Origin of the sequence: Azotobacter vinelandii CA, from assembly GCF_000380335.1 — a bacterium.
Classification (GTDB): Bacteria; Pseudomonadota; Gammaproteobacteria; order Pseudomonadales; family Pseudomonadaceae; genus Azotobacter; species Azotobacter vinelandii.
In genome coordinates, this window is the sequence record NC_021149.1 from 4,896,826 (window position 1) to 4,913,891 (window position 17,066).

Here is a 17,066-nt window from a genome sequence, read left to right on the forward strand (position 1 = left end):
GTCTTTGTGGCTGGAAGTCCATGGCGACGACTCTACGGCAAATCCACGCGGCGTCGAAGGCTTTTCCGGGCGCGGGCATCCGGGAGCGGGAAAGGACGCGAACGCAGGCCACGCGGGCCTGCGTCCGGGACGCGGGCGGATCAGACGAAGATCTTGCCGGGATTCATGATGCCGTTCGGATCGAACACCGCCTTGATCGCCTTCATGCAGGCGATCTCGGCCTCCGAGCGACTGTAGCCCAGGTAGTCGCGCTTGGTCATGCCCACGCCGTGCTCGGCGGAAATCGAGCCGGCGTACTTCTGCACGATCTCGAACACCCACTTGTTCACCGTGGCGCACTTGGCGAAGAACTCGTCCTTGTCCATGGCATCGGGCTTCAAGATGTTCAGGTGCAGGTTGCCGTCGCCGATGTGGCCGAACCAGACGATCTCGAAATCCGGGTAATGTTCGGCGACGATCGCGTCGATTTCCTTGAGGAAGGCCGGCACCTTGCCGATGGTGACCGAGACGTCGTTCTTGTACGGGGTCCAGTGGGAGATGGTCTCGGAGATGTACTCGCGCAGCTTCCAGAGGTTCTGCAACTGCTGCTCGCTCTGGCTCATCACCCCGTCGAGCACCCAGCCCTGCTCGACGCAGTGCTCGAAGGTCGCCAGCGCCTGCTCGGCGCGCTCCTCGGTGCTGGCCTCGAACTCCAGCAGCGCATAGAAGGGGCACTCGGTCTCGAACGGCGCCGGCACGTCGCCGCGCGCCAGCACCTTGGCCAGCGCCTTGTCGGAGAAGAACTCGAAGGCGGTCAGGTCCATCTTGTCCTGGAAGGCGTGCAGCACCGGCATGATCGAGTCGAGATCGGGGGTGCCGAGGACCAGGGCGGTGAGGTTGGTCGGCGCGCGATCGAGGCGCATGGTGGCCTCGACGACGAAGCCCAGGGTGCCCTCGGCGCCGATGAACAGCTGGCGCAGGTCATAGCCGGTGGCGTTCTTGATCAGGTCCTTGTTCAGCTCGAGCAGGTCGCCCTTGCCGGTGACCACCTTGAGGCCGGCCACCCAGTTGCGGGTCATGCCGTAGCGGATCACCTTGATCCCGCCGGCGTTGGTGCCGATGTTGCCGCCGATCTGGCTGGAGCCGGCGGAGGCGAAGTCGACCGGGTAGTACAGCCCCTTGTCCGCGGCGAAGTCCTGCAGTTGCCTGGTCACCACGCCAGGCTCGCAGACCACGGTGCGGTCGATCTCGTCGAAGCGCAGGATGCGGTTCATGTAGTCGAAGGCCACCACCACTTCGCCATGCGCGGCGACGGCGGCGGCGGACAGCCCGGTGCGCCCGCCCGAGGGCACCAGGGCGACCTTGTGCTCGTTGGCCCAGCGGACGATGGCCTGCACCTGCTCTATGCTCTTCGGGAACGCGATGGCCAGTGGGGCGGGGGCGAAATGCTTGGTCCAGTCCTTGCCGTAGGCGTTGAGGGAATCGGCGTCGGTGAGCACCTTGCCGGGCTCCACCAGGGTCTTCAACTCGTCTATCAGGGCAGGGTTGGTCATGGGGCAACTCTCAAAGGATTCATGGCCGTCCTGAATACCCTTCACGTACCAGGAATGGCGGTTTGGCGGGCTCGGTATGCTAGCATAGCCGCCCCGTGAGTCGTGCCTCCCGCCGATTTCCGGAACGGTTGTAGCCCTTTCCGGGCAGTACTACCGGCTGCCCGCCTACATCGCCACCTACCTCCAGGAAAACAGGTTTACGTAGATGAGCAAGACCTCTCTCGACAAGAGCAAGATCCGCTTCCTTCTGCTGGAAGGCGTCCACCAGACCGCACTGGATACGCTCAAGGCTGCCGGCTACACCAACATCGAGTACCTGACCGGCTCGCTGCCCGAGGAACAGTTGAAAGAGAAGATCGCCGACGCCCACTTCATCGGCATCCGCTCGCGCACCCAACTGACCGAGGAGGTCTTCGACCGCGCGAAGAAGCTGGTCGCGGTCGGCTGTTTCTGCATCGGCACCAACCAGGTCGACCTGGAGGCCGCTCGCGAGCGCGGCATCGCGGTGTTCAACGCCCCCTACTCGAACACCCGCTCGGTGGCCGAGCTGGTGCTCGCCGAGGCGATCCTGCTGCTGCGCGGCATTCCCGAGAAGAACGCGGCCAGCCACCGCGGCGGCTGGCTGAAGAGCGCCAGCAACTCCTACGAGATCCGCGGCAAGAAGCTCGGCATCATCGGCTATGGCTCGATCGGTACCCAGCTCTCGGTGCTGGCCGAAAGCCTGGGCATGCAGGTGCTGTTCTACGACGTGGTGACCAAGCTGCCGCTGGGCAACGCCGCCCAGGTGGGCAACCTCTACGACTTGCTCGGCCAGGCCGACATCGTCACCCTGCACGTGCCGGAAACCGCCGCGACCAAGTGGATGATCGGCGAGAAGGAAATCCGCGCCATGAAGAAAGGCGCCATCCTGCTCAACGCCGCCCGCGGCACCGTGGTGGACATCGACGCGCTGGCCGCCGCCCTCCGCGACAAGCACCTCAACGGCGCGGCCATCGACGTGTTCCCGGTGGAACCGCGCTCCAACAACGACGAGTTCGTCAGCCCGCTGCGCGAGTTCGACAACGTCATCCTCACCCCGCACGTCGGCGGCTCGACCATGGAGGCCCAGGCCAACATCGGTTCGGAAGTGGCCGAGAAGCTGGTCAAGTACAGCGACAACGGCACCTCGGTGTCCTCGGTCAACTTCCCGGAAGTGGCCCTGCCCTCCCACCCGGGCAAGCACCGCCTGCTGCACATCCACAAGAACATCCCCGGAGTGATGAGCGAGATCAACAAGGTCTTCGCCGAGAACGGCATCAACATTTCCGGCCAGTTCCTGCAGACCAACGAGACGGTCGGCTACGTGGTGATCGATGTCGATGCCGAGTACTCGGAAATGGCCCTGGAGAAACTGCAGCAGGTGAACGGCACCATCCGCAGCCGCGTGCTGTTCTGACCGCTCCGCAGCCGCGAGCCGCCCGACGACGAGGCCCGTACCGGATGGTACGGGCCTCGTCGTTTCCGCTGGCTACAGATGCGCGCCGAGAAACACCCACAGCGGCAGGGTCAGCACCGCCAGCAGGGTCGACAGGGTGATCGCCGAGCTGACCACCCCGCTGTCCTCCGGATGGCGGACGAAGCCGAACACGTTCACCCCGCTGGGGCAGGCGGCCATGGCGATCAGCACCGAACTGGCCAGCGGCCCTAGCCCGAGCGCCGCGCACAGGAGCAGTACCGCCAGCGGGAACACCAGCAGCTTGGCGAAGACGATGCCGAGCGCCTCGCGGCTGGGGAACAGACGATAGCCGGAGAGATTGACCCCGAGCACGATCAGCGCGCAGGGCAGCGCCGCCTGTCCCAGCCACTGGACCAGATGCTCGACGGAGACGGGCAGTTGCAGGCCGGAGAGGTTCAGCAGCACGCCCAGCACCAGCCCGACGATCATCGGGTTGGCCAGGCTCAGCAGCAGGGAGCGGACATTCACCGCCTCCCCGTCGGCCAGCGCGCCGTACAGGCTCTGGAAGGAAAACAGCAGCAGGCTGTGGAAGGCCAGCACCGTGAACACGTAGACCAGCCCGGGATTGCCGAACAGGCTGGCGACCAGCGGGATGCCCACCAGCACGTTGTTGGAGAAGCCGGCGGTCAGGCCGAACGGCGTGGGCCGTCCGCGCAGGCGGTGGCCGATCAGGTTCACCACGGCGAAGACGCCCAGGGCCGGCAGGAAATAGGCCAGCAGCAGGCCGGGGGAAAAGCCCTCGTCCAGCGAGGCCTTGGCGATGCCATGGAACAGCAGCATCGGCATGAACAGCTTGAAGGTCAGGTTGCCCAGTTCCCTGGCCGCCTGGGCACCCAGCCACTGACGGCGCCCGAGAAGGTAGCCCAGCACGATCAGGGCGAAGATCGGCAGAATCGCCTGCAGCACGGCCACGACTGAAAGACTCCGGCAGCTTGAAGGAAAAGGGGCGCTCAGCGCCGCGCCAGGCGCATGATCTGCCGCGCGAAGAAGGCTCCCGTGAGAATCACCCCGAACAGGCGGAGCGTCTGCATGGCCAGCACCAGACCGGCATCCGAGCGGGTGTCCACGGCGATGATCGCCATGGCGTCCAGGCCGCCGGGAGTGGTTGCCAGGTAGACCGAGAGGAAGTCCTTGCCGAGCAGCAGCGCGATCAGCCAGGCCGACAGCGCACAGAGCACGATCAGTACCACCGCGCCGACGATCATCGCCGGTAGGCGGCGCCAGACATGGCTCAACGTCGCCAGATCGAAACGCAACCCGATATAGCATCCGATCGCCCCGTAGGCCAGGGGCGGCAGCCAGTCCGGCAGTCCCAGGCGCAGCACGCCGGCCACCTGCAGGGCGGCGCCGGCCAGCAGCGGCAGCAGCAGGGCGCCGGCGGGCAGGCGCGCGCCGGCCAGCACCCCGCACGGGATCAGCGCCAGACTCGGTGCCAGGTCCGCCAGCCCGGTCTGCGCCGGCAGCGACGACAACCCGGCCGGCTCGGCGCCCGGGACTCCGGTCAGATGCCCGACCAGCGCCCCGACCAGCACCACGCAAACCACCCGCACGTACTGCATGGTCGCCACCACGCGGCCGTCGGCGCCGTCCTCCTCGGCCATCGCGACCATCGCCGAGGCGGCCCCGGGCGCCATCCCCCAGGCCGCGGTGCTGCCGGAAATGCCGCCGAACCAGACCAGCCCCAAGCTCACCAGCAGGCTGAGGGCCAAGGTCAGCGAGGTCGCCAGCAGCATCACATGCCAGGACTGCGCCAGGTTCAGCAGCACCGACAGGGTCATGGACTGGGCGACCAGGATGCCGACGCAGCCCTGGCCCAGCTTGAAGGCCGGCCTGGGCATGTGGATGGTCGCACCACAGACGCCGAAGACCACGGCCACCAGCATGGGGCCGAGAAACCAGGCGACCGGCAGGTCCAGATGGCCGAGCAGTCCGCCACCGGCTCCGGCGGCGACCAGCAGGGCCAGCCACTGCAGCGCGGCGGGCCAGGTTCGGAGCGAAAAGCGCGGCGACTGCGACAACCCGGATTCTCCACGGCGAAGGTAAGACTCATCGGTACGTTGTACGGAAATGTACCGCCGGGAGGGATTATCGACCGCGCCATTGATCAGGTCTATCCGCTGCCGGATAGCCATTGGTGGCAACCAATGCTCATCGCGCGTCGTCGCCCGCCTCCAGCGCTGCCAGGGCGGCGGCCGCGTCCATCAGTTCCTCCTCGCTGAACACCCGTACCCCGTGGCGCCTGAGCAGCGCGGCGGTGACGCCCTCGCCGGGCACCCGCCGGCCGGCGAAACTGCCGTCGTAGTTCTCGCGATTGCCGCAGGAAGGACTGCGCGCCTTGAGCACGGCGAGGCGGATGCCGTGGGCCTCGACCAGTCGCAGGGCGGCGCGGGCGCCGGCGAGGAAGGCCGCGCCGACATCCGCGCCGTCGACGGTCAGCACACCGCACTCGCCATCCAGTACCCGGGCGCCCTGCCCGCCGGGAATCTCCGCCGGCGGCCGGGGCGTCGGCAGACCGCCGGCGACCTCCGGACAGACCGCCACCAGGCGCCCCTGGCGCCGCCACTCCTCGAGCAGGGCGAAAGGACCGTGGCTGCCACCGTCGTAGCGGACCCGCTCGCCGAGCAGGCAACGGCTGACCAGGATCTTGTGCATGCGGGGCTCCGTGTGCCGGCGCGGACCGGCCTACAGGGTATCCAGGGGGTTATCGGCACGCCGCCGGAACCAGCCGGTCAGCGACAGCCGTTCGCGGGTCGCCGGCAGCACCTCGTGAGGGAAACTCGCCGACATGAAGCAGGCCAGGCTGCCGCCCTGCGGCATCATGTCGTGCGCCCGGCCACCCGGCAGGTACAGGCGCAGTTCGCCGCCTTCGTCGGGCTGCCAGGCTTCGTTGAGGTAGAGCACCACGGTCACCGTGCGGCTGTCGTCGTCGCGGAAGCGGTCGAAGTGGCGCCGGTAAAAGGCCCCCGGCGGATAGAGGGCGAAGTGGCACTCGAGCTCCTCCAGGCCGAGGAACAGCTCGCGGTTGAGGGTCTGGCGCAGGGACTCCATCAGCGCCAGCCAGGCATCGCCCGGCGCACACTGACCGGGCTCCAGCCAGGCGGTGTAGTCGCCGCGCACGCCCTCCTGCACCAGCTGCCGGCCGCCGCGGCCGATGGCGGCGGGCGTCAGCTCGCCGGCATCCGCCCGCGCGCGACACTCCGCGGCCAGCTCGGCGGTCAATGCCGGCGGCAGGAAGATGCTTTGCTGCGACCAGCCGGGGCCGGCCAGGTCGTCGACGATGCGCAGCAGCAGGGGATGAGCGGAAGAGGTAGGCATGGCGGATATTCTAGGGGTTGCCGAGGTTTTGGAGTAGGCCGGCCCCCGAATGTCGTGCGGCCCACGGATCAATCCTCGGTATCGATAGGCGGTTACCGGCGAAAACGCCAAGGACACGCTGCCAGGCCGACCACCGGGACCGCTTCTACGCCTTACTGGAAAGCGAGGAGCTGAAAGAGGACCGTGCCCTCGCCAGCGGCATGGTCGAACGCCTGTTCCCACCGGGCGGCACGCCCGACGACGCCTGGCTGGCCTGCATGCTCGAGACCGGGCGACGATGCCCGAGAGCCAGAACAACGAAGGCAGGCCCCGGTGCCGGCTCGCGGCCGGCGGCCCCTCGACTTTTGCGCGCGGGGCCGTCGACAATAGCGCCACGAACGACCGGAGTCTCCATGCGCGCCCTCGTCTTCCTCGTCCTCGCCCTGCTCGGCCCGCCCGGCTTTGCCGACGATTACCTGCAGCTCTACCGGAGCGGGGGCTGGCCGGAACAGCGCGAGCACTTCCACGCCGCCCTCGCCAGCGCCCAGCAGCGCTACCGGACCAACCTGCCGCCGGCGATCTACCAGACCCTGGTCGACAACAGCAACCAGCGCTTCGCCGCCCAGGCCATGGACCGCCGCGCCCTGGCGGCGCTGCGCGCCCGGTTGCCGCAGCCGGGGCCGGCGCTGACCTTTTTCGAGAGCCCGCTGGGCCGCAAGATCGTCGCCGCCGAACTGACCGCCACCCGCAGCGACCAGTTGGCCAGGCACGCCAACGGCCTGCCGCGCATGCAGGCCGACGCCACCCGCCGTCTGCTGATCCGCCACCTGGCGCAGGCCATCCCGGCCGGAGAAGCCGGCGCCGAACTCAGCCTGGCGCTGGCCGGAGTGGCCGCCGACAGCCTCAGCCAGATGGTGCCCGGCTTCGGCCTGTTCAGCGGCGGCCAGCTCGGCATGCTCGACAACCAGCGCCAGCGCATCCGCGACGAGATCGAGCAGGATCTGGACAACACCCTGATGTACGTCTACCGGGACCTGTCCGACCCGGAACTGGAAGAGTTCGTCGAGTTCGCCGAGTCGCCCGCCGGCCGGGCCTACTACCAGGCCGCCCTGGCCGCCCTGCGCGCCGGCCTGGCGGTCGGACAGCAATAGCCGGTCACGCCAGCCGTTCGCGCAGAAAATCGAAGTAGCGCTCGCGCAGCGCCTCGCGCTCGTTGGCCAGGTGATGGCGCGCGTCCGCCAGCAGCAGGAACTGCGGATCGCGGAACTTGCCCCGCAGGACGTCCAGGTTGTGCCGCCAGTCGACGGTCAGGTCCGCATCGCCCTGGATGATCAGCGGGCTGCGCTCGCTGCGCCCGGCGGCCTCGATGCGCGGAATCCAGCGCGCCAGCGCGCCGACCCAGGCGGTCGGCAGGATGCGCGCCTGCAGCGGGTCGCGCTGGATGAATTCGAGAAAGGCCGCGTCGCTGGAGTTGTCGGTGAAACGCCGCGGAATCGACTGGACGAACGGCCGCAGCGCCTGGTAACTGAGCTTCGACAGCCGCCAACTGCGCGGCCGCACCAGCGGGGCGAAGAGGATGGTCTCGCCCAGCTCGGGGCGCGGCGCGCCGGTCAGCAGATAATCGAGCAGGATGGCGCCGCCGGTGCTCTGCCCGAACAGGTGCCAGGGCTTGGGCAAATCGAGCGCGGCGGCCTCGCCCAGAAGCCCCTGGAACACCGCCTGGTATTCGGCGAAGTCGTCGATGCTGGCCGGCGCGCCGCTGGACAACCCGTGCCCCGGCAGGTCGCAGGAGAGCACGGCGAAGCCCATGCCCAGCGCCCAGTCGAGCACGTGCCGGTAGAGTCCCATGTGATCGTAGTAGCCGTGCAACAGCAGCAGGGTCGCGCGCGGCCGCTCCGGCCACCAGACCTGGGCGACGATCCGGTAGGGACCGACGTCGAAGGCGCCGAGGCGGCCCTGCACGCCCGGCCGATGCTCGCCCAAGTCGAGCCCGTAGTAGCGGCGGTAGGCCCGGACCCGCGGCGACTCGTCGCCGGCCGTGGCCAAAGGCTGCAGCAAAGGACGCAGAAGATCGGGCTGGAAGGACTCTGACATGACACCTCGTCCGCGAAGGAAACCGCGCCCGGCGCCGCACCGTGCCGACGCCCTTCATCGGACGGGCGCGGCGTGGCAAGCTTGGGCATTCTCTGCCCGTCTTTACGCCATGCTCTCCCCGAAGCGCAAGACCCTGCTCGCCATACTGCTCGCCATCCTCGGCCTCGCCGTCCTCGCCGCCTACGACTGGTACCGCGGACGCTACCAGCGGACCGTCCTGTTCGATGCCAGCGGACTACGCCTGCCGCCGGCCCTGGCGGGTCCCGGGCCGATCCGCCTGGTGCACTTCCACGACCCGGCCTGCCCCTGCAACGTCGGCAACCAGCAACATCTGGCCGAACTGATCGAACGCTACGGAGCGCGGGGCGTGTCCTTCCATGCCGTGCAGCGGCCGGGCAGCCGCGGCGGCCTGCCGCCGGCGCTGGCCGCGCTGCAGCCGCTGGCGGCACTCCCCGACGGCAAGGCGCCGCCGGCCAGCCCGGCCCTGGCGATCTGGGACCGCCAGGGCCATCTGGCCTACTTCGGCCCCTACAGCGAAGGGGCGACCTGCACCTCGGCCAACAGCTTCGTCGAGCCGATCCTCGACGCTCTGCTCGAAGGCCGTCCGGTGCGGGCCGGCGGAACCCTGGCCGAAGGCTGCTTCTGCGACTGGCGCTAGGGCGTGTCCAGCAGCGCCGCATAGCCCTCGCGGTAACCGGGATAGCGCGGCACCCAGCCGAGCGCGCGGGCCCTGGCGTTGCTGCAACGCTTGCTGCCGGCGCGCCGACCGATGCTCTCCGGGCCCTCGCCGGTCACGCCCAGCCACCCGCGCAGCCAGGCGACCACCTCGTGCAGCGGCGCCGGCGCGTCGTCCACGCCCAGATAGCAGTCGGCCAGCGGAACGCCACGGGCATCGGCCTCGAGCAGGAAGGTGAGCAGTCCGGCGGCGTCGTCGCGGTGGATGCGGTTGCCGTAGAGCGGCGGCGTCGCGGCGATCCGACCGCCGCGGCGGACCTGCCCGAGCAGCCACTCGCGACCGGGCCCGTAGATGCCGGCCAGACGCACCACGCTGGCCGGCAGGCCGCTGCCCAGGGCCAGGCGTTCGGCCTCCAGCAGCACCCGCCCGGAGAAACCGGAAGGCTCGGTCGGCGAGTTTTCGTCGACCCACTCGCCCTCCTGCTGGCCGTAGACCCCGGTGCTGGAGACGAACAGCAGCCGCCTCGGCTTCTGGCCGTGCCGCGTCAGCCAGTCCAGCACATGGCACAACCCCTGGACATAGGCGGCCCGGTAGCCGGGCTCGTCGTGACGGCTGGCCGCCGCGCTGTAGATCAGGTAATCGATCCGCCCCGGCGGCCAGCCCGCAGGACACTGCGTGCTTTCGAGATCGCCGCACAGCGGCAGGATCGTCGCCGGCAGGGCGGCCACCCGCCGGCGCAGGCCATGCACATGCCAGCCGGCGGCGGCCAGCCGTTCGCCGAGGCGGCTGCCGACGTCGCCGCAACCGGCGATCAGCAGCACGGGCGCAGTGGTTTCCATATGAGCTCCTGTCATGCTGCTCGTGGACACGGTTGGTTCTCAGCTACGCAAAGGCTATTCTTGAAAGCGAGCTAATGGATATTCGCTATGACCCTCACCGAACTGCGCTATATCGTCACCCTCGCCCAGGAACAGCATTTCGGACGCGCCGCCGAACGTTGCCACGTCAGCCAGCCGACCCTTTCGGTGGGCGTGAAAAAGCTCGAGGACGAACTCGGCGTGCTGATCTTCGAACGCAGCAAGACCGCCGTGCGGCTGACCCCGGTCGGCGAGGGCATCGTCACCCAGGCCCAGAAGGTGCTGGAACAGGCCCAGAGCATCCGCGAACTGGCCCAGGCCGGCAAGAACCAGTTGGCCGCGCCGCTCAAGGTCGGCGCCATCTACACCATCGGCCCCTACCTGTTCCCGCACCTGATCCCGCAGTTGCACAAGGCGGCGCCGCAGATGCCCTTGTACATCGAGGAAAACTTCACCCACGTGCTGCGCGACAAGCTGCGCACCGGCGAACTCGACGCGATCATCGTCGCGCTGCCGTTCAACGAGGCGGACGTGCTGACCAAGCCGCTCTACGACGAGCCCTTCTATGCCCTGCTGCCGGCCGGTCACCCCTGGACCAGGCTGCGCACCATCGACACCGAGATGCTCAACGACAAGAGCCTGCTGCTGCTCGGCGAGGGCCATTGCTTCCGCGACCAGGTGCTGGAGGCCTGCCCGTCGCTGCGCAAGAGCGACGAGGCACATCGCCACACCACGGTGGAATCCAGCTCGCTGGAGACCATCCGCCACATGGTCGCCTCCGGGCTCGGTATTTCGGTGCTGCCGTTCACCGCGGTGAACAGCCACCACTACGCTCCCGGCATACTCGAAGTCCGTCCGCTGGCCTCGCCGGTGCCGTTCCGCACCGTGGCCCTCGCCTGGCGCGCCAGCTTCCCGCGGCCCAAGGCGATCGAGATACTGGCCGAGTCCATCCGCCTGTGCTCGGCGACCCATTCGCCGACCGGCCCCGCCCAGCAGACGGCATGACCGAACTGGCGACGATCCCGGTCACCGCGCTGAAGGGCGTCGGCGCGGCGCTCGCCGAGAAGCTCGCCCGGGTCGGCCTGGAGACCCTACAGGACCTGCTGTTCCACCTGCCGCTGCGCTACCAGGACCGCACCCGCATCACCCCGATCGGCGCCCTGCGCCCCGGCCAGGATGCGGTGGTCGAGGGCACGGTGGCCGCCGCCGACGTCGTCATGGGCCGCCGCCGCAGCCTGCTGGTGCGCCTGCAGGACGGCAGCGGCAGCCTGTCCCTGCGTTTCTACCACTTCAGTACCGCGCAGAAGGATGCGCTCAAGCGCGGCACCCCGCTGCGTTGCTACGGCGAGGTGCGCCCCGGCGCCTCGGGCCTGGAGATCTACCACCCGGAATACCGCGCGCAGAACGGCCTGGAGCCGGCGCCGGTGGAACAGACCCTGACGCCCATCTACCCGACCACCGAAGGCCTCACCCAGCAGCGCCTGCGCGGTCTGACCGAGCAGGCGCTGACCCGCCTCGGCCCGCACAGCCTGCCGGACTGGCTGCCGGCGGAACTGGCCCGCGCCCACCGCCTCGGTCCGCTGGACGAGGCGATCCGCTATTTGCACCGGCCGCCGCCGGATGCCGACCTCGAGGAGCTGGCCGAAGGCCGGCACTGGGCCCAGCATCGTCTGGCCTTCGAGGAACTGCTGACCCACCAGTTGTCCCTGCAGCGGCTGCGCGAGAGCCTGCGCAGCCAGCAGGCGCCGGCCCTGCCGCCGGCCAGCAGGCTGCCACAGCTGTTCCTCGCCAACCTCGGCTTCGCCCCCACCGGCGCCCAGCGCCGGGTCGGCGCCGAGATCGCCCACGACCTCAGCCGGAGCGAACCCATGCTGCGCCTGGTACAGGGCGACGTCGGCGCCGGCAAGACGGTGGTCGCCGCGCTGGCTGCGCTGCAGGCCATCGAGGCGGGCTACCAGGTGGCCCTGATGGCGCCCACCGAGATCCTCGCCGAGCAGCACTACCTGAACTTCGCCCGCTGGCTGGAGCCGCTGGGCATCGACCTCGCCTGGCTGGCCGGCAAGCTCAAGGGCAAGGCGCGCGGCGCGGCGCTGGAGAAGATCGCCGGCGGCTGCCCGATGGTGGTCGGCACCCACGCGCTGTTCCAGGACGAGGTGCGCTTTCGCAACCTGGCCCTGGCGATCATCGACGAACAGCACCGCTTCGGCGTGCAGCAGCGCCTGGCCCTGCGCCAGAAGGGCATCGACGGCCGCCTCTGCCCGCACCAGTTGATCATGACCGCCACGCCCATCCCGCGTACCCTGGCGATGAGTGCCTACGCCGACCTGGACACCTCGATACTCGACGAACTGCCGCCCGGACGCACCCCGGTGAACACCCTGGTGATCGCCGACAGCCGGCGCCTGGAGGTGATCGAGCGGGTCCGCGCCGCCTGTCTGGAAGGCCGCCAGGCCTACTGGGTGTGCACGCTGATCGAGGAGTCCGAGGAACTGACCTGCCAGGCCGCGGAAACCACCTTCGAGGAACTCTCCGCAGCGCTCGGCGAACTGGCCGTCGGGCTGATCCACGGACGCATGAAGCCGGCGGAAAAGGCCGCGGTGATGGAGGAGTTCAAGGCCGGCCGGCTGCAACTACTGGTCGCCACCACGGTGATCGAAGTGGGCGTGGACGTGCCCAACGCCAGCCTGATGATCATCGAAAACCCCGAGCGCCTGGGACTCGCCCAGTTGCACCAGTTGCGCGGCCGGGTCGGACGCGGCAGCACCGCCAGCCACTGCGTGCTGCTCTACCACGCGCCGCTGTCGCAGCTCGGGCGCGAGCGCCTGGCGATCATGCGCGAAACCTCGGACGGCTTCGTCATCGCCGAGAAGGACCTGGAACTGCGCGGTCCCGGCGAGATGCTCGGCACCCGCCAGACCGGCCTTTTACAGTTCAAGGTCGCCGACCTGATGCGCGACGCCGATCTGCTACCGGCGGTACGCGAAGCGGCCCAGGATTTGCTTGCATGCTGGCCACAACATGTCAGCCCGCTATTGGAACGCTGGCTCCGTCATGGCCAACAATACGGACAAGTTTGAGCAAATTGGCGCAAATCAGCGCGAAACCCGGTCGACTGGTTATACTGCTCCGACTTCGTCCCACCCCGGCAAACACCCTATGCCCGAGACCCTGCCGAACGCCGCCGAATTGCTGCAACCCCAACTGCCACAGATCCTCCGGGACCTGCTGAGCAGGCTCGGCGTTCCCGTGCGCATCGTCCACGAGCGACCGGGCTCCCTTCAGCCGCGGATACAGGCCGCGCTGCTCGAGGACGAGACCGGCAGCCTGCTGGTGCTGTTCCCCCGCGACCAGTTGCTCGACCTCCACCGCCTGAAGACAGCCATCGGCCGCCGTCTCGTTCCGGCTGACGAGCGCCTGCGGCAACTGTTCGCCCGCGAACGGCTGAGCGCGCTCCCCGGCCTGCCGCCCTTGATCGACAGCCCCTGCCTGTACGACGAACGCCTGCTGCAGGGGCCGAACGTGCTGCTCGACTCCGGCCAGCCCCACGTGCTCCTGGAAATCGACAGCGAGGTCTATCGCGGCCTGCTCGCCGGTGCCCGCAGCGCCCGCTTCGGCATGCCGCTGATCCTGCTGCGCCATAACCTGCAGGCGCACGCCGAGGACCCGATGGAGGCCGTGCAGGGCTTCACCGCCCGGCGCATCCGCCAGCGCCTGGAGCGCCGGGTGGAAATTCCGCCACGACGCAACACCGTGCGCCGTATCCGCCAGTTGCATGGCAATCCGCGTACCTGCAGCGACGACGACGTCACCTACCTGATCGAAACCGACCCGGCCCTCGCCGCCCAGGTGGTCAGTTGGGCCGGGCTGGCCGGCACCGACCACCATCCGTCGCCGGAGCGGGTGCTCTCGGTGGAGGATGCCATCGTCCGGGTGCTCGGCTCCGAGGTGGTGCTGAACCTGTCGCTCGGCCTGTCCGAAATCGGTCCCGCGGAAAACACCGAGCCCCCCGAGGACCTGACCCCCTACTGGGAGGAGGCCCTCTACACCGCCACCCTGATGGACGGCCTGTGCCGGGCGATGCCTCGCGGCAAACGACCCGAGCCGGGACTGGCCTACCTGGCCGGACTGCTGCACAACTTCGGCTACCTGACCCTCGCGCACATCTTCCCGCCCTACTTCAGGCTGCTCAGCCAGCACCTGCGGATCAACCCGCACGTACCGCACACCCTGGTCGAACACCATCTGCTCGGCATCACCCGCGAGCAGATCGGCGCCTAGCTGATGGAGCACTGGCGGATGCCCGAGGAGCTGTCGGTCGCGCTGAGCTGCCAGCACGATCCCGACTATCGCGGTCGCCATGCGGTCTATGCCAACCTGGTCTACCTGGCGATCAACCTGCTGCGCAACCGCGGCATCGGCAGCACGCCACAGGAAGAGATTCCCCAGCGGCTGCTCGACGACCTGGGGCTGACCAGGGCCCGGGCCGAGGAGGCGCTGGACCGGGTGCTGGCCGCGGAAACGGCGCTGCGCGCCCTGCTGGCGCATCCGGAATGAGACGAAGCCGGGACGGCTGAAGCGGAACGGCCTTCGGGCGGGTGGTGCTCGCGATCCTGGCGGAGGCTGGGAAGACGGGAAGAATGCTGCAAGCCGGGGCCTACTGCCGCTGCGAATAGCCCTGCGGCATGACGGAAGAAAGCGACCTGCCCTCGGCGGCGACAGGCGATCGCCCGAACCCCGGTTCGGGCGACACGGACCTCATCCGGTCAGTTGACCGCATCCCGGAGCGATTTGCCCGGCTTGAAGGCGACCGTGTTGCTGGCCCTGATCTTGACCGGCTGGCCGGTCTGCGGGTTCTTGCCGGTCCGGGCGCCGCGATGGCGCTGCACGAAAGTGCCGAAGCCGACCAAGGTAACGCTGTCCTTGCGATTCAGCGCGCTGGTGATTTCCTCGAGCATCGCATTGAGTACCCGATTGGCCTGATCCCGGGTGAGATCGGTCTTTTCGGCGATAGCCGCAGCGAGTTCCGGTTTACGCATGATTACCTCTTCGATGTTTCTTGTTGTTGTATCCGTACGCTCTTCCCTAGGCTGTAGCGGCTCCCTGCCGCAGCCGACACAGGGAGGATGGCATGCCCCACCGCTCTTCGCCAGTCACGCCGCGTCCTTGAGCGGCGCGGACCGACGGAGCGCTACGCACGAACCCCTCGTCCGGCGGGGCGAAGAGCCAGCGCCCGGGCGCCGAAGGTCCCGAGCATGCGTCAAAAGGTCTCGATCATCTCGAAATCCTGCTTGCTGGCACCGCACACGGGGCACAGCCAGTCGGACGGCACCTCTTCCCAAGGCGTGCCGGGGGCGATGCCCTCTTCCGGAAGACCGCAGGCCTCGTCGTAGACGAAGCCACAGACGATGCATTGCCACTTGCGCATGGCTCTCCTCCGAAATCGCGAAGAACTCCACGCTACTGCAAGTCGCCGGCAGCGCCAAGGCCGATTCGGCGCGGGCATGGCAACAATCGGCGTCAGGCCCTAGACTCGCTTCCCCGACACTCTGCCGGAATGCTCCTCCGTGACCGCTGCTCCCGCTTTCCAATGGCTCGGCGCCGACCAACTGCATCCCGCCCCCCCGGCCGTCCTGGCCGACTGGCTGTTCGACAGCGGCTCGCTGACCCGCCGGCTGACCGCCCTTTCCGCCGGCCGTTTCGCCGTGACGCCGCTGGCCGAAGGCTGGCAGGTGCTGCGCGACGACGAATGCACCGCCCTCGACGTGGTGCCGGGCAGCACCGGCTGGGTACGCGAGGTCTACCTGCTCGGCGCCGAGCGGCCCTGGGTGTTCGCCCGCAGCGTGGCGGCCCGCGAGGCTCTGGCGGGTTTCTCCGGCGTACTCGCCGAACTCGGCCGGCGGCCCCTCGGCGAACTGCTGTTCAGCGACCCAGCCTTCGCCCGCGGCCCGCTGCAGGCCACGCACTATCCGCCGGACTGGCTGCCGGCCGGGATACGCTGCCCCGGACTCTGGGGACGGCGCTCCCGTTTCCACCGGGAAACCCTGAGCGTGCTGGTGGCGGAAGTCTTCCTGCCGGAGCTCTGGCGCTACCAGGGAATCGACCCGGACACCCTATAATCCGCCCGAACCCTCCGGGAACGTCGCCCATGTACACCGCCCTGCTGCAATCGATGAACCGCCTGCACCCCCGCGCCTGGGATTTCATCCAACTGGTGCGCCTGGATCGGCCGATCGGTATCTACCTGCTGCTCTGGCCGACCCTCTGGGCGGTATGGATCGCCGCCGACGGCTCGCCCAGCCTGAAGCACGTGCTGATCTTCACCTGCGGCGTGATCCTCATGCGCTCGGCCGGCTGCGTGATCAACGACTTCGCCGACCGCAACTTCGACGGCCATGTCGCCCGCACCCGCCAGCGTCCGCTGGCGACCGGGCGGATTCGTACGCGCGAAGCCTGGGCGCTGTTCGCCGTGCTGGTGGCCCTGAGCTTCGGCCTGGTGCTGCTGACCGACCCCTTCACCGTCGCCCTGTCCTTCGGCGCCCTGGCGGTGGCCTCGCTCTACCCCTTCATGAAACGCTACACCCACCTCCCGCAACTGGTGCTCGGGGCGGCCTACTCCTGGGGCATCCCCATGGCCTTCACCGCCGCGACCGGCCGCCTGCCGCTCGAAGCCTGGCTGATCTTCGCCGCCAACCTAGCCTGGACCGTGGCCTACGACACCTACTACGCGATGACCGACCGCGAGGACGACCTGAAGATCGGCGTGAAATCCACCGCCATCCTTTTCGGCGCGGCCGACCGGGCGATCATCCTCGCCCTGCAGGGCCTGACCCTCGGCCTGCTGCTGGTGGTCGGGATGCGCCTGGGCCTCGGCCCGTACTTCCACCTCGGCCTGCTGGTGGCCGCCCTGTGCTTCGCCTGGGAATTCGTCACCACCCGCCGGCGCGAACCGCAGGCCTGCTTCCGCGCCTTCCTGCACAACCACTGGGCCGGCCTGGCGATCCTGGTCGGCCTGATCCTCGACTACGGGATCTAGACCTTCCCGCGGATGCGTCTACCTGTCACACGACTGCAATAATTCCGTTATCTAATGCGCTGCACTGACAGGAACAACAACGGGA

Annotated in this window: 15 protein-coding genes and 2 pseudogenes; 8 read left to right on the forward strand and 9 right to left on the reverse strand. The window is 68.7% G+C overall.

Translation table 11 applies throughout. The features are described 5' to 3' along the window. Positions 1-140 precede the first annotated feature (140 nt). On the reverse strand, positions 141-1,532 hold the full coding sequence (locus tag AVCA_RS22080) for an FAD-binding oxidoreductase (RefSeq protein WP_012703296.1): 1,392 nt from the start codon (positions 1,530-1,532) through the stop codon (positions 141-143). A 205-nt stretch (positions 1,533-1,737) separates the two neighbouring features. On the opposite strand from AVCA_RS22080, the gene serA reads away from it, so the two are divergent. Continuing rightward, complete coding sequence (serA, locus tag AVCA_RS22085; RefSeq protein WP_012703298.1) at positions 1,738-2,967, forward strand: phosphoglycerate dehydrogenase; 1,230 nt, start codon at positions 1,738-1,740, stop codon at positions 2,965-2,967. 72 nt (positions 2,968-3,039) lie between these two features. On the opposite strand, the gene AVCA_RS22090 is transcribed toward serA, so the two are convergent. The 4 genes from AVCA_RS22090 to AVCA_RS22105 all read right to left on the reverse strand — a co-directional run bounded on the left by AVCA_RS22090 (position 3,040) and on the right by AVCA_RS22105 (position 6,342). After that, entirely contained in the window at positions 3,040-3,939 is a 900-nt protein-coding gene (locus AVCA_RS22090; protein WP_012703299.1) for an AEC family transporter, read from the reverse strand. Between the two features lie 38 nt (positions 3,940-3,977). Then, entirely contained in the window at positions 3,978-5,045 is a 1,068-nt protein-coding gene (locus tag AVCA_RS22095; protein ID WP_012703300.1) for an AbrB family transcriptional regulator, read from the reverse strand. A gap of 130 nt (positions 5,046-5,175) precedes the next feature. Beyond that, a complete protein-coding gene (locus AVCA_RS22100; RefSeq protein ID WP_012703301.1) occupies positions 5,176-5,679 on the reverse strand; it encodes a 2-thiouracil desulfurase family protein in 504 nt (167 codons plus the stop codon). A 30-nt stretch (positions 5,680-5,709) separates the two neighbouring features. Continuing rightward, positions 5,710-6,342: a 2OG-Fe(II) oxygenase gene (locus tag AVCA_RS22105; RefSeq protein ID WP_012703302.1), complete on the reverse strand. Its 633-nt coding sequence runs from the start codon at positions 6,340-6,342 to the stop codon at positions 5,710-5,712. A 392-nt stretch (positions 6,343-6,734) separates the two neighbouring features. On the opposite strand from AVCA_RS22105, the gene AVCA_RS22110 reads away from it, so the two are divergent. Beyond that, positions 6,735-7,472 (forward strand): DUF2059 domain-containing protein, encoded by a 738-nt coding sequence (locus AVCA_RS22110; RefSeq protein WP_012703303.1) that lies wholly within the window; start codon positions 6,735-6,737, stop codon positions 7,470-7,472. Between the two features lie 4 nt (positions 7,473-7,476). Here the strand turns inward: AVCA_RS22110 and bipL are convergent, their stop codons facing one another. Beyond that, positions 7,477-8,415 (reverse strand): phospholipase BipL, encoded by a 939-nt coding sequence (gene bipL / locus AVCA_RS22115; RefSeq protein WP_012703304.1) that lies wholly within the window; start codon positions 8,413-8,415, stop codon positions 7,477-7,479. A 109-nt stretch (positions 8,416-8,524) separates the two neighbouring features. On the opposite strand from bipL, the gene AVCA_RS22120 reads away from it, so the two are divergent. Then, complete coding sequence (locus tag AVCA_RS22120) at positions 8,525-9,073, forward strand: DUF6436 domain-containing protein (RefSeq protein ID WP_012703305.1); 549 nt, start codon at positions 8,525-8,527, stop codon at positions 9,071-9,073. On the opposite strand, the gene AVCA_RS22125 is transcribed toward AVCA_RS22120, so the two are convergent. After that, complete coding sequence (locus tag AVCA_RS22125; protein ID WP_012703306.1) at positions 9,070-9,930, reverse strand: NAD-dependent epimerase/dehydratase family protein; 861 nt, start codon at positions 9,928-9,930, stop codon at positions 9,070-9,072. The two genes, AVCA_RS22120 and AVCA_RS22125, sit on opposite strands and share 4 nt — an antisense overlap. A gap of 87 nt (positions 9,931-10,017) precedes the next feature. On the opposite strand from AVCA_RS22125, the gene AVCA_RS22130 reads away from it, so the two are divergent. The 3 genes and pseudogenes from AVCA_RS22130 (at position 10,018) to AVCA_RS22140 (ending at position 14,502) form a co-directional block, all read left to right on the forward strand. Then, on the forward strand, positions 10,018-10,953 hold the full coding sequence (locus tag AVCA_RS22130) for a hydrogen peroxide-inducible genes activator (RefSeq protein ID WP_012703307.1): 936 nt from the start codon (positions 10,018-10,020) through the stop codon (positions 10,951-10,953). Then, positions 10,950-13,025 (forward strand): ATP-dependent DNA helicase RecG, encoded by a 2,076-nt coding sequence (recG, locus tag AVCA_RS22135; RefSeq protein WP_012703308.1) that lies wholly within the window; start codon positions 10,950-10,952, stop codon positions 13,023-13,025. Before AVCA_RS22130 ends, recG begins: the two co-directional genes overlap by 4 nt. 79 nt (positions 13,026-13,104) lie before the next feature. After that, positions 13,105-14,502, forward strand: a pseudogene (locus AVCA_RS22140) (aminoacyl-tRNA deacylase and HDOD domain-containing protein). A 209-nt stretch (positions 14,503-14,711) separates the two neighbouring features. On the opposite strand, the pseudogene AVCA_RS22150 reads toward AVCA_RS22140, so the two are convergent. Together AVCA_RS22150 and AVCA_RS22155 are read right to left on the reverse strand one after the other, a co-directional pair. Next, positions 14,712-15,020, reverse strand: a pseudogene (locus tag AVCA_RS22150) (HU family DNA-binding protein); the annotation flags it as partial. 185 nt (positions 15,021-15,205) lie between these two features. Beyond that, positions 15,206-15,373 (reverse strand): rubredoxin, encoded by a 168-nt coding sequence (locus AVCA_RS22155; protein WP_012703312.1) that lies wholly within the window; start codon positions 15,371-15,373, stop codon positions 15,206-15,208. Between the two features lie 139 nt (positions 15,374-15,512). Here AVCA_RS22155 and AVCA_RS22160 point away from each other — a divergent pair, with 139 nt between their 5' ends. Next, positions 15,513-16,064 carry a chorismate--pyruvate lyase family protein gene (locus tag AVCA_RS22160; RefSeq protein ID WP_012703313.1) on the forward strand — a complete coding sequence of 184 codons (552 nt, stop codon included), beginning with the start codon at positions 15,513-15,515 and terminating at the stop codon, positions 16,062-16,064. 29 nt (positions 16,065-16,093) lie between these two features. Then, on the forward strand, positions 16,094-16,981 hold the full coding sequence (ubiA, locus tag AVCA_RS22165) for a 4-hydroxybenzoate octaprenyltransferase (RefSeq protein WP_012703314.1): 888 nt from the start codon (positions 16,094-16,096) through the stop codon (positions 16,979-16,981). Positions 16,982-17,066 lie beyond the last annotated feature (85 nt).

Excerpts from the sequence above, each read along its gene's own strand:
- AVCA_RS22080 (WP_012703296.1), bottom strand. The coding sequence starts at position 1,532 with ATGACCAACCCTGCCCTGATAGACGAGTTGAAGACCCTGGTGGAGCCC.
- serA (WP_012703298.1), top strand. The coding sequence starts at position 1,738 with ATGAGCAAGACCTCTCTCGACAAGAGCAAGATCCGCTTCCTTCTGCTG.
- AVCA_RS22100 (WP_012703301.1), bottom strand. The coding sequence starts at position 5,679 with ATGCACAAGATCCTGGTCAGCCGTTGCCTGCTCGGCGAGCGGGTCCGC.
- AVCA_RS22105 (WP_012703302.1), bottom strand. The coding sequence starts at position 6,342 with ATGCCTACCTCTTCCGCTCATCCCCTGCTGCTGCGCATCGTCGACGAC.
- AVCA_RS22110 (WP_012703303.1), top strand. The coding sequence starts at position 6,735 with ATGCGCGCCCTCGTCTTCCTCGTCCTCGCCCTGCTCGGCCCGCCCGGC.
- bipL (WP_012703304.1), bottom strand. The coding sequence starts at position 8,415 with ATGTCAGAGTCCTTCCAGCCCGATCTTCTGCGTCCTTTGCTGCAGCCT.
- AVCA_RS22120 (WP_012703305.1), top strand. The coding sequence starts at position 8,525 with ATGCTCTCCCCGAAGCGCAAGACCCTGCTCGCCATACTGCTCGCCATC.
- AVCA_RS22125 (WP_012703306.1), bottom strand. The coding sequence starts at position 9,930 with ATGGAAACCACTGCGCCCGTGCTGCTGATCGCCGGTTGCGGCGACGTC.
- AVCA_RS22130 (WP_012703307.1), top strand. The coding sequence starts at position 10,018 with ATGACCCTCACCGAACTGCGCTATATCGTCACCCTCGCCCAGGAACAG.
- recG (WP_012703308.1), top strand. The coding sequence starts at position 10,950 with ATGACCGAACTGGCGACGATCCCGGTCACCGCGCTGAAGGGCGTCGGC.
- AVCA_RS22155 (WP_012703312.1), bottom strand. The coding sequence starts at position 15,373 with ATGCGCAAGTGGCAATGCATCGTCTGTGGCTTCGTCTACGACGAGGCC.
- ubiA (WP_012703314.1), top strand. The coding sequence starts at position 16,094 with ATGTACACCGCCCTGCTGCAATCGATGAACCGCCTGCACCCCCGCGCC.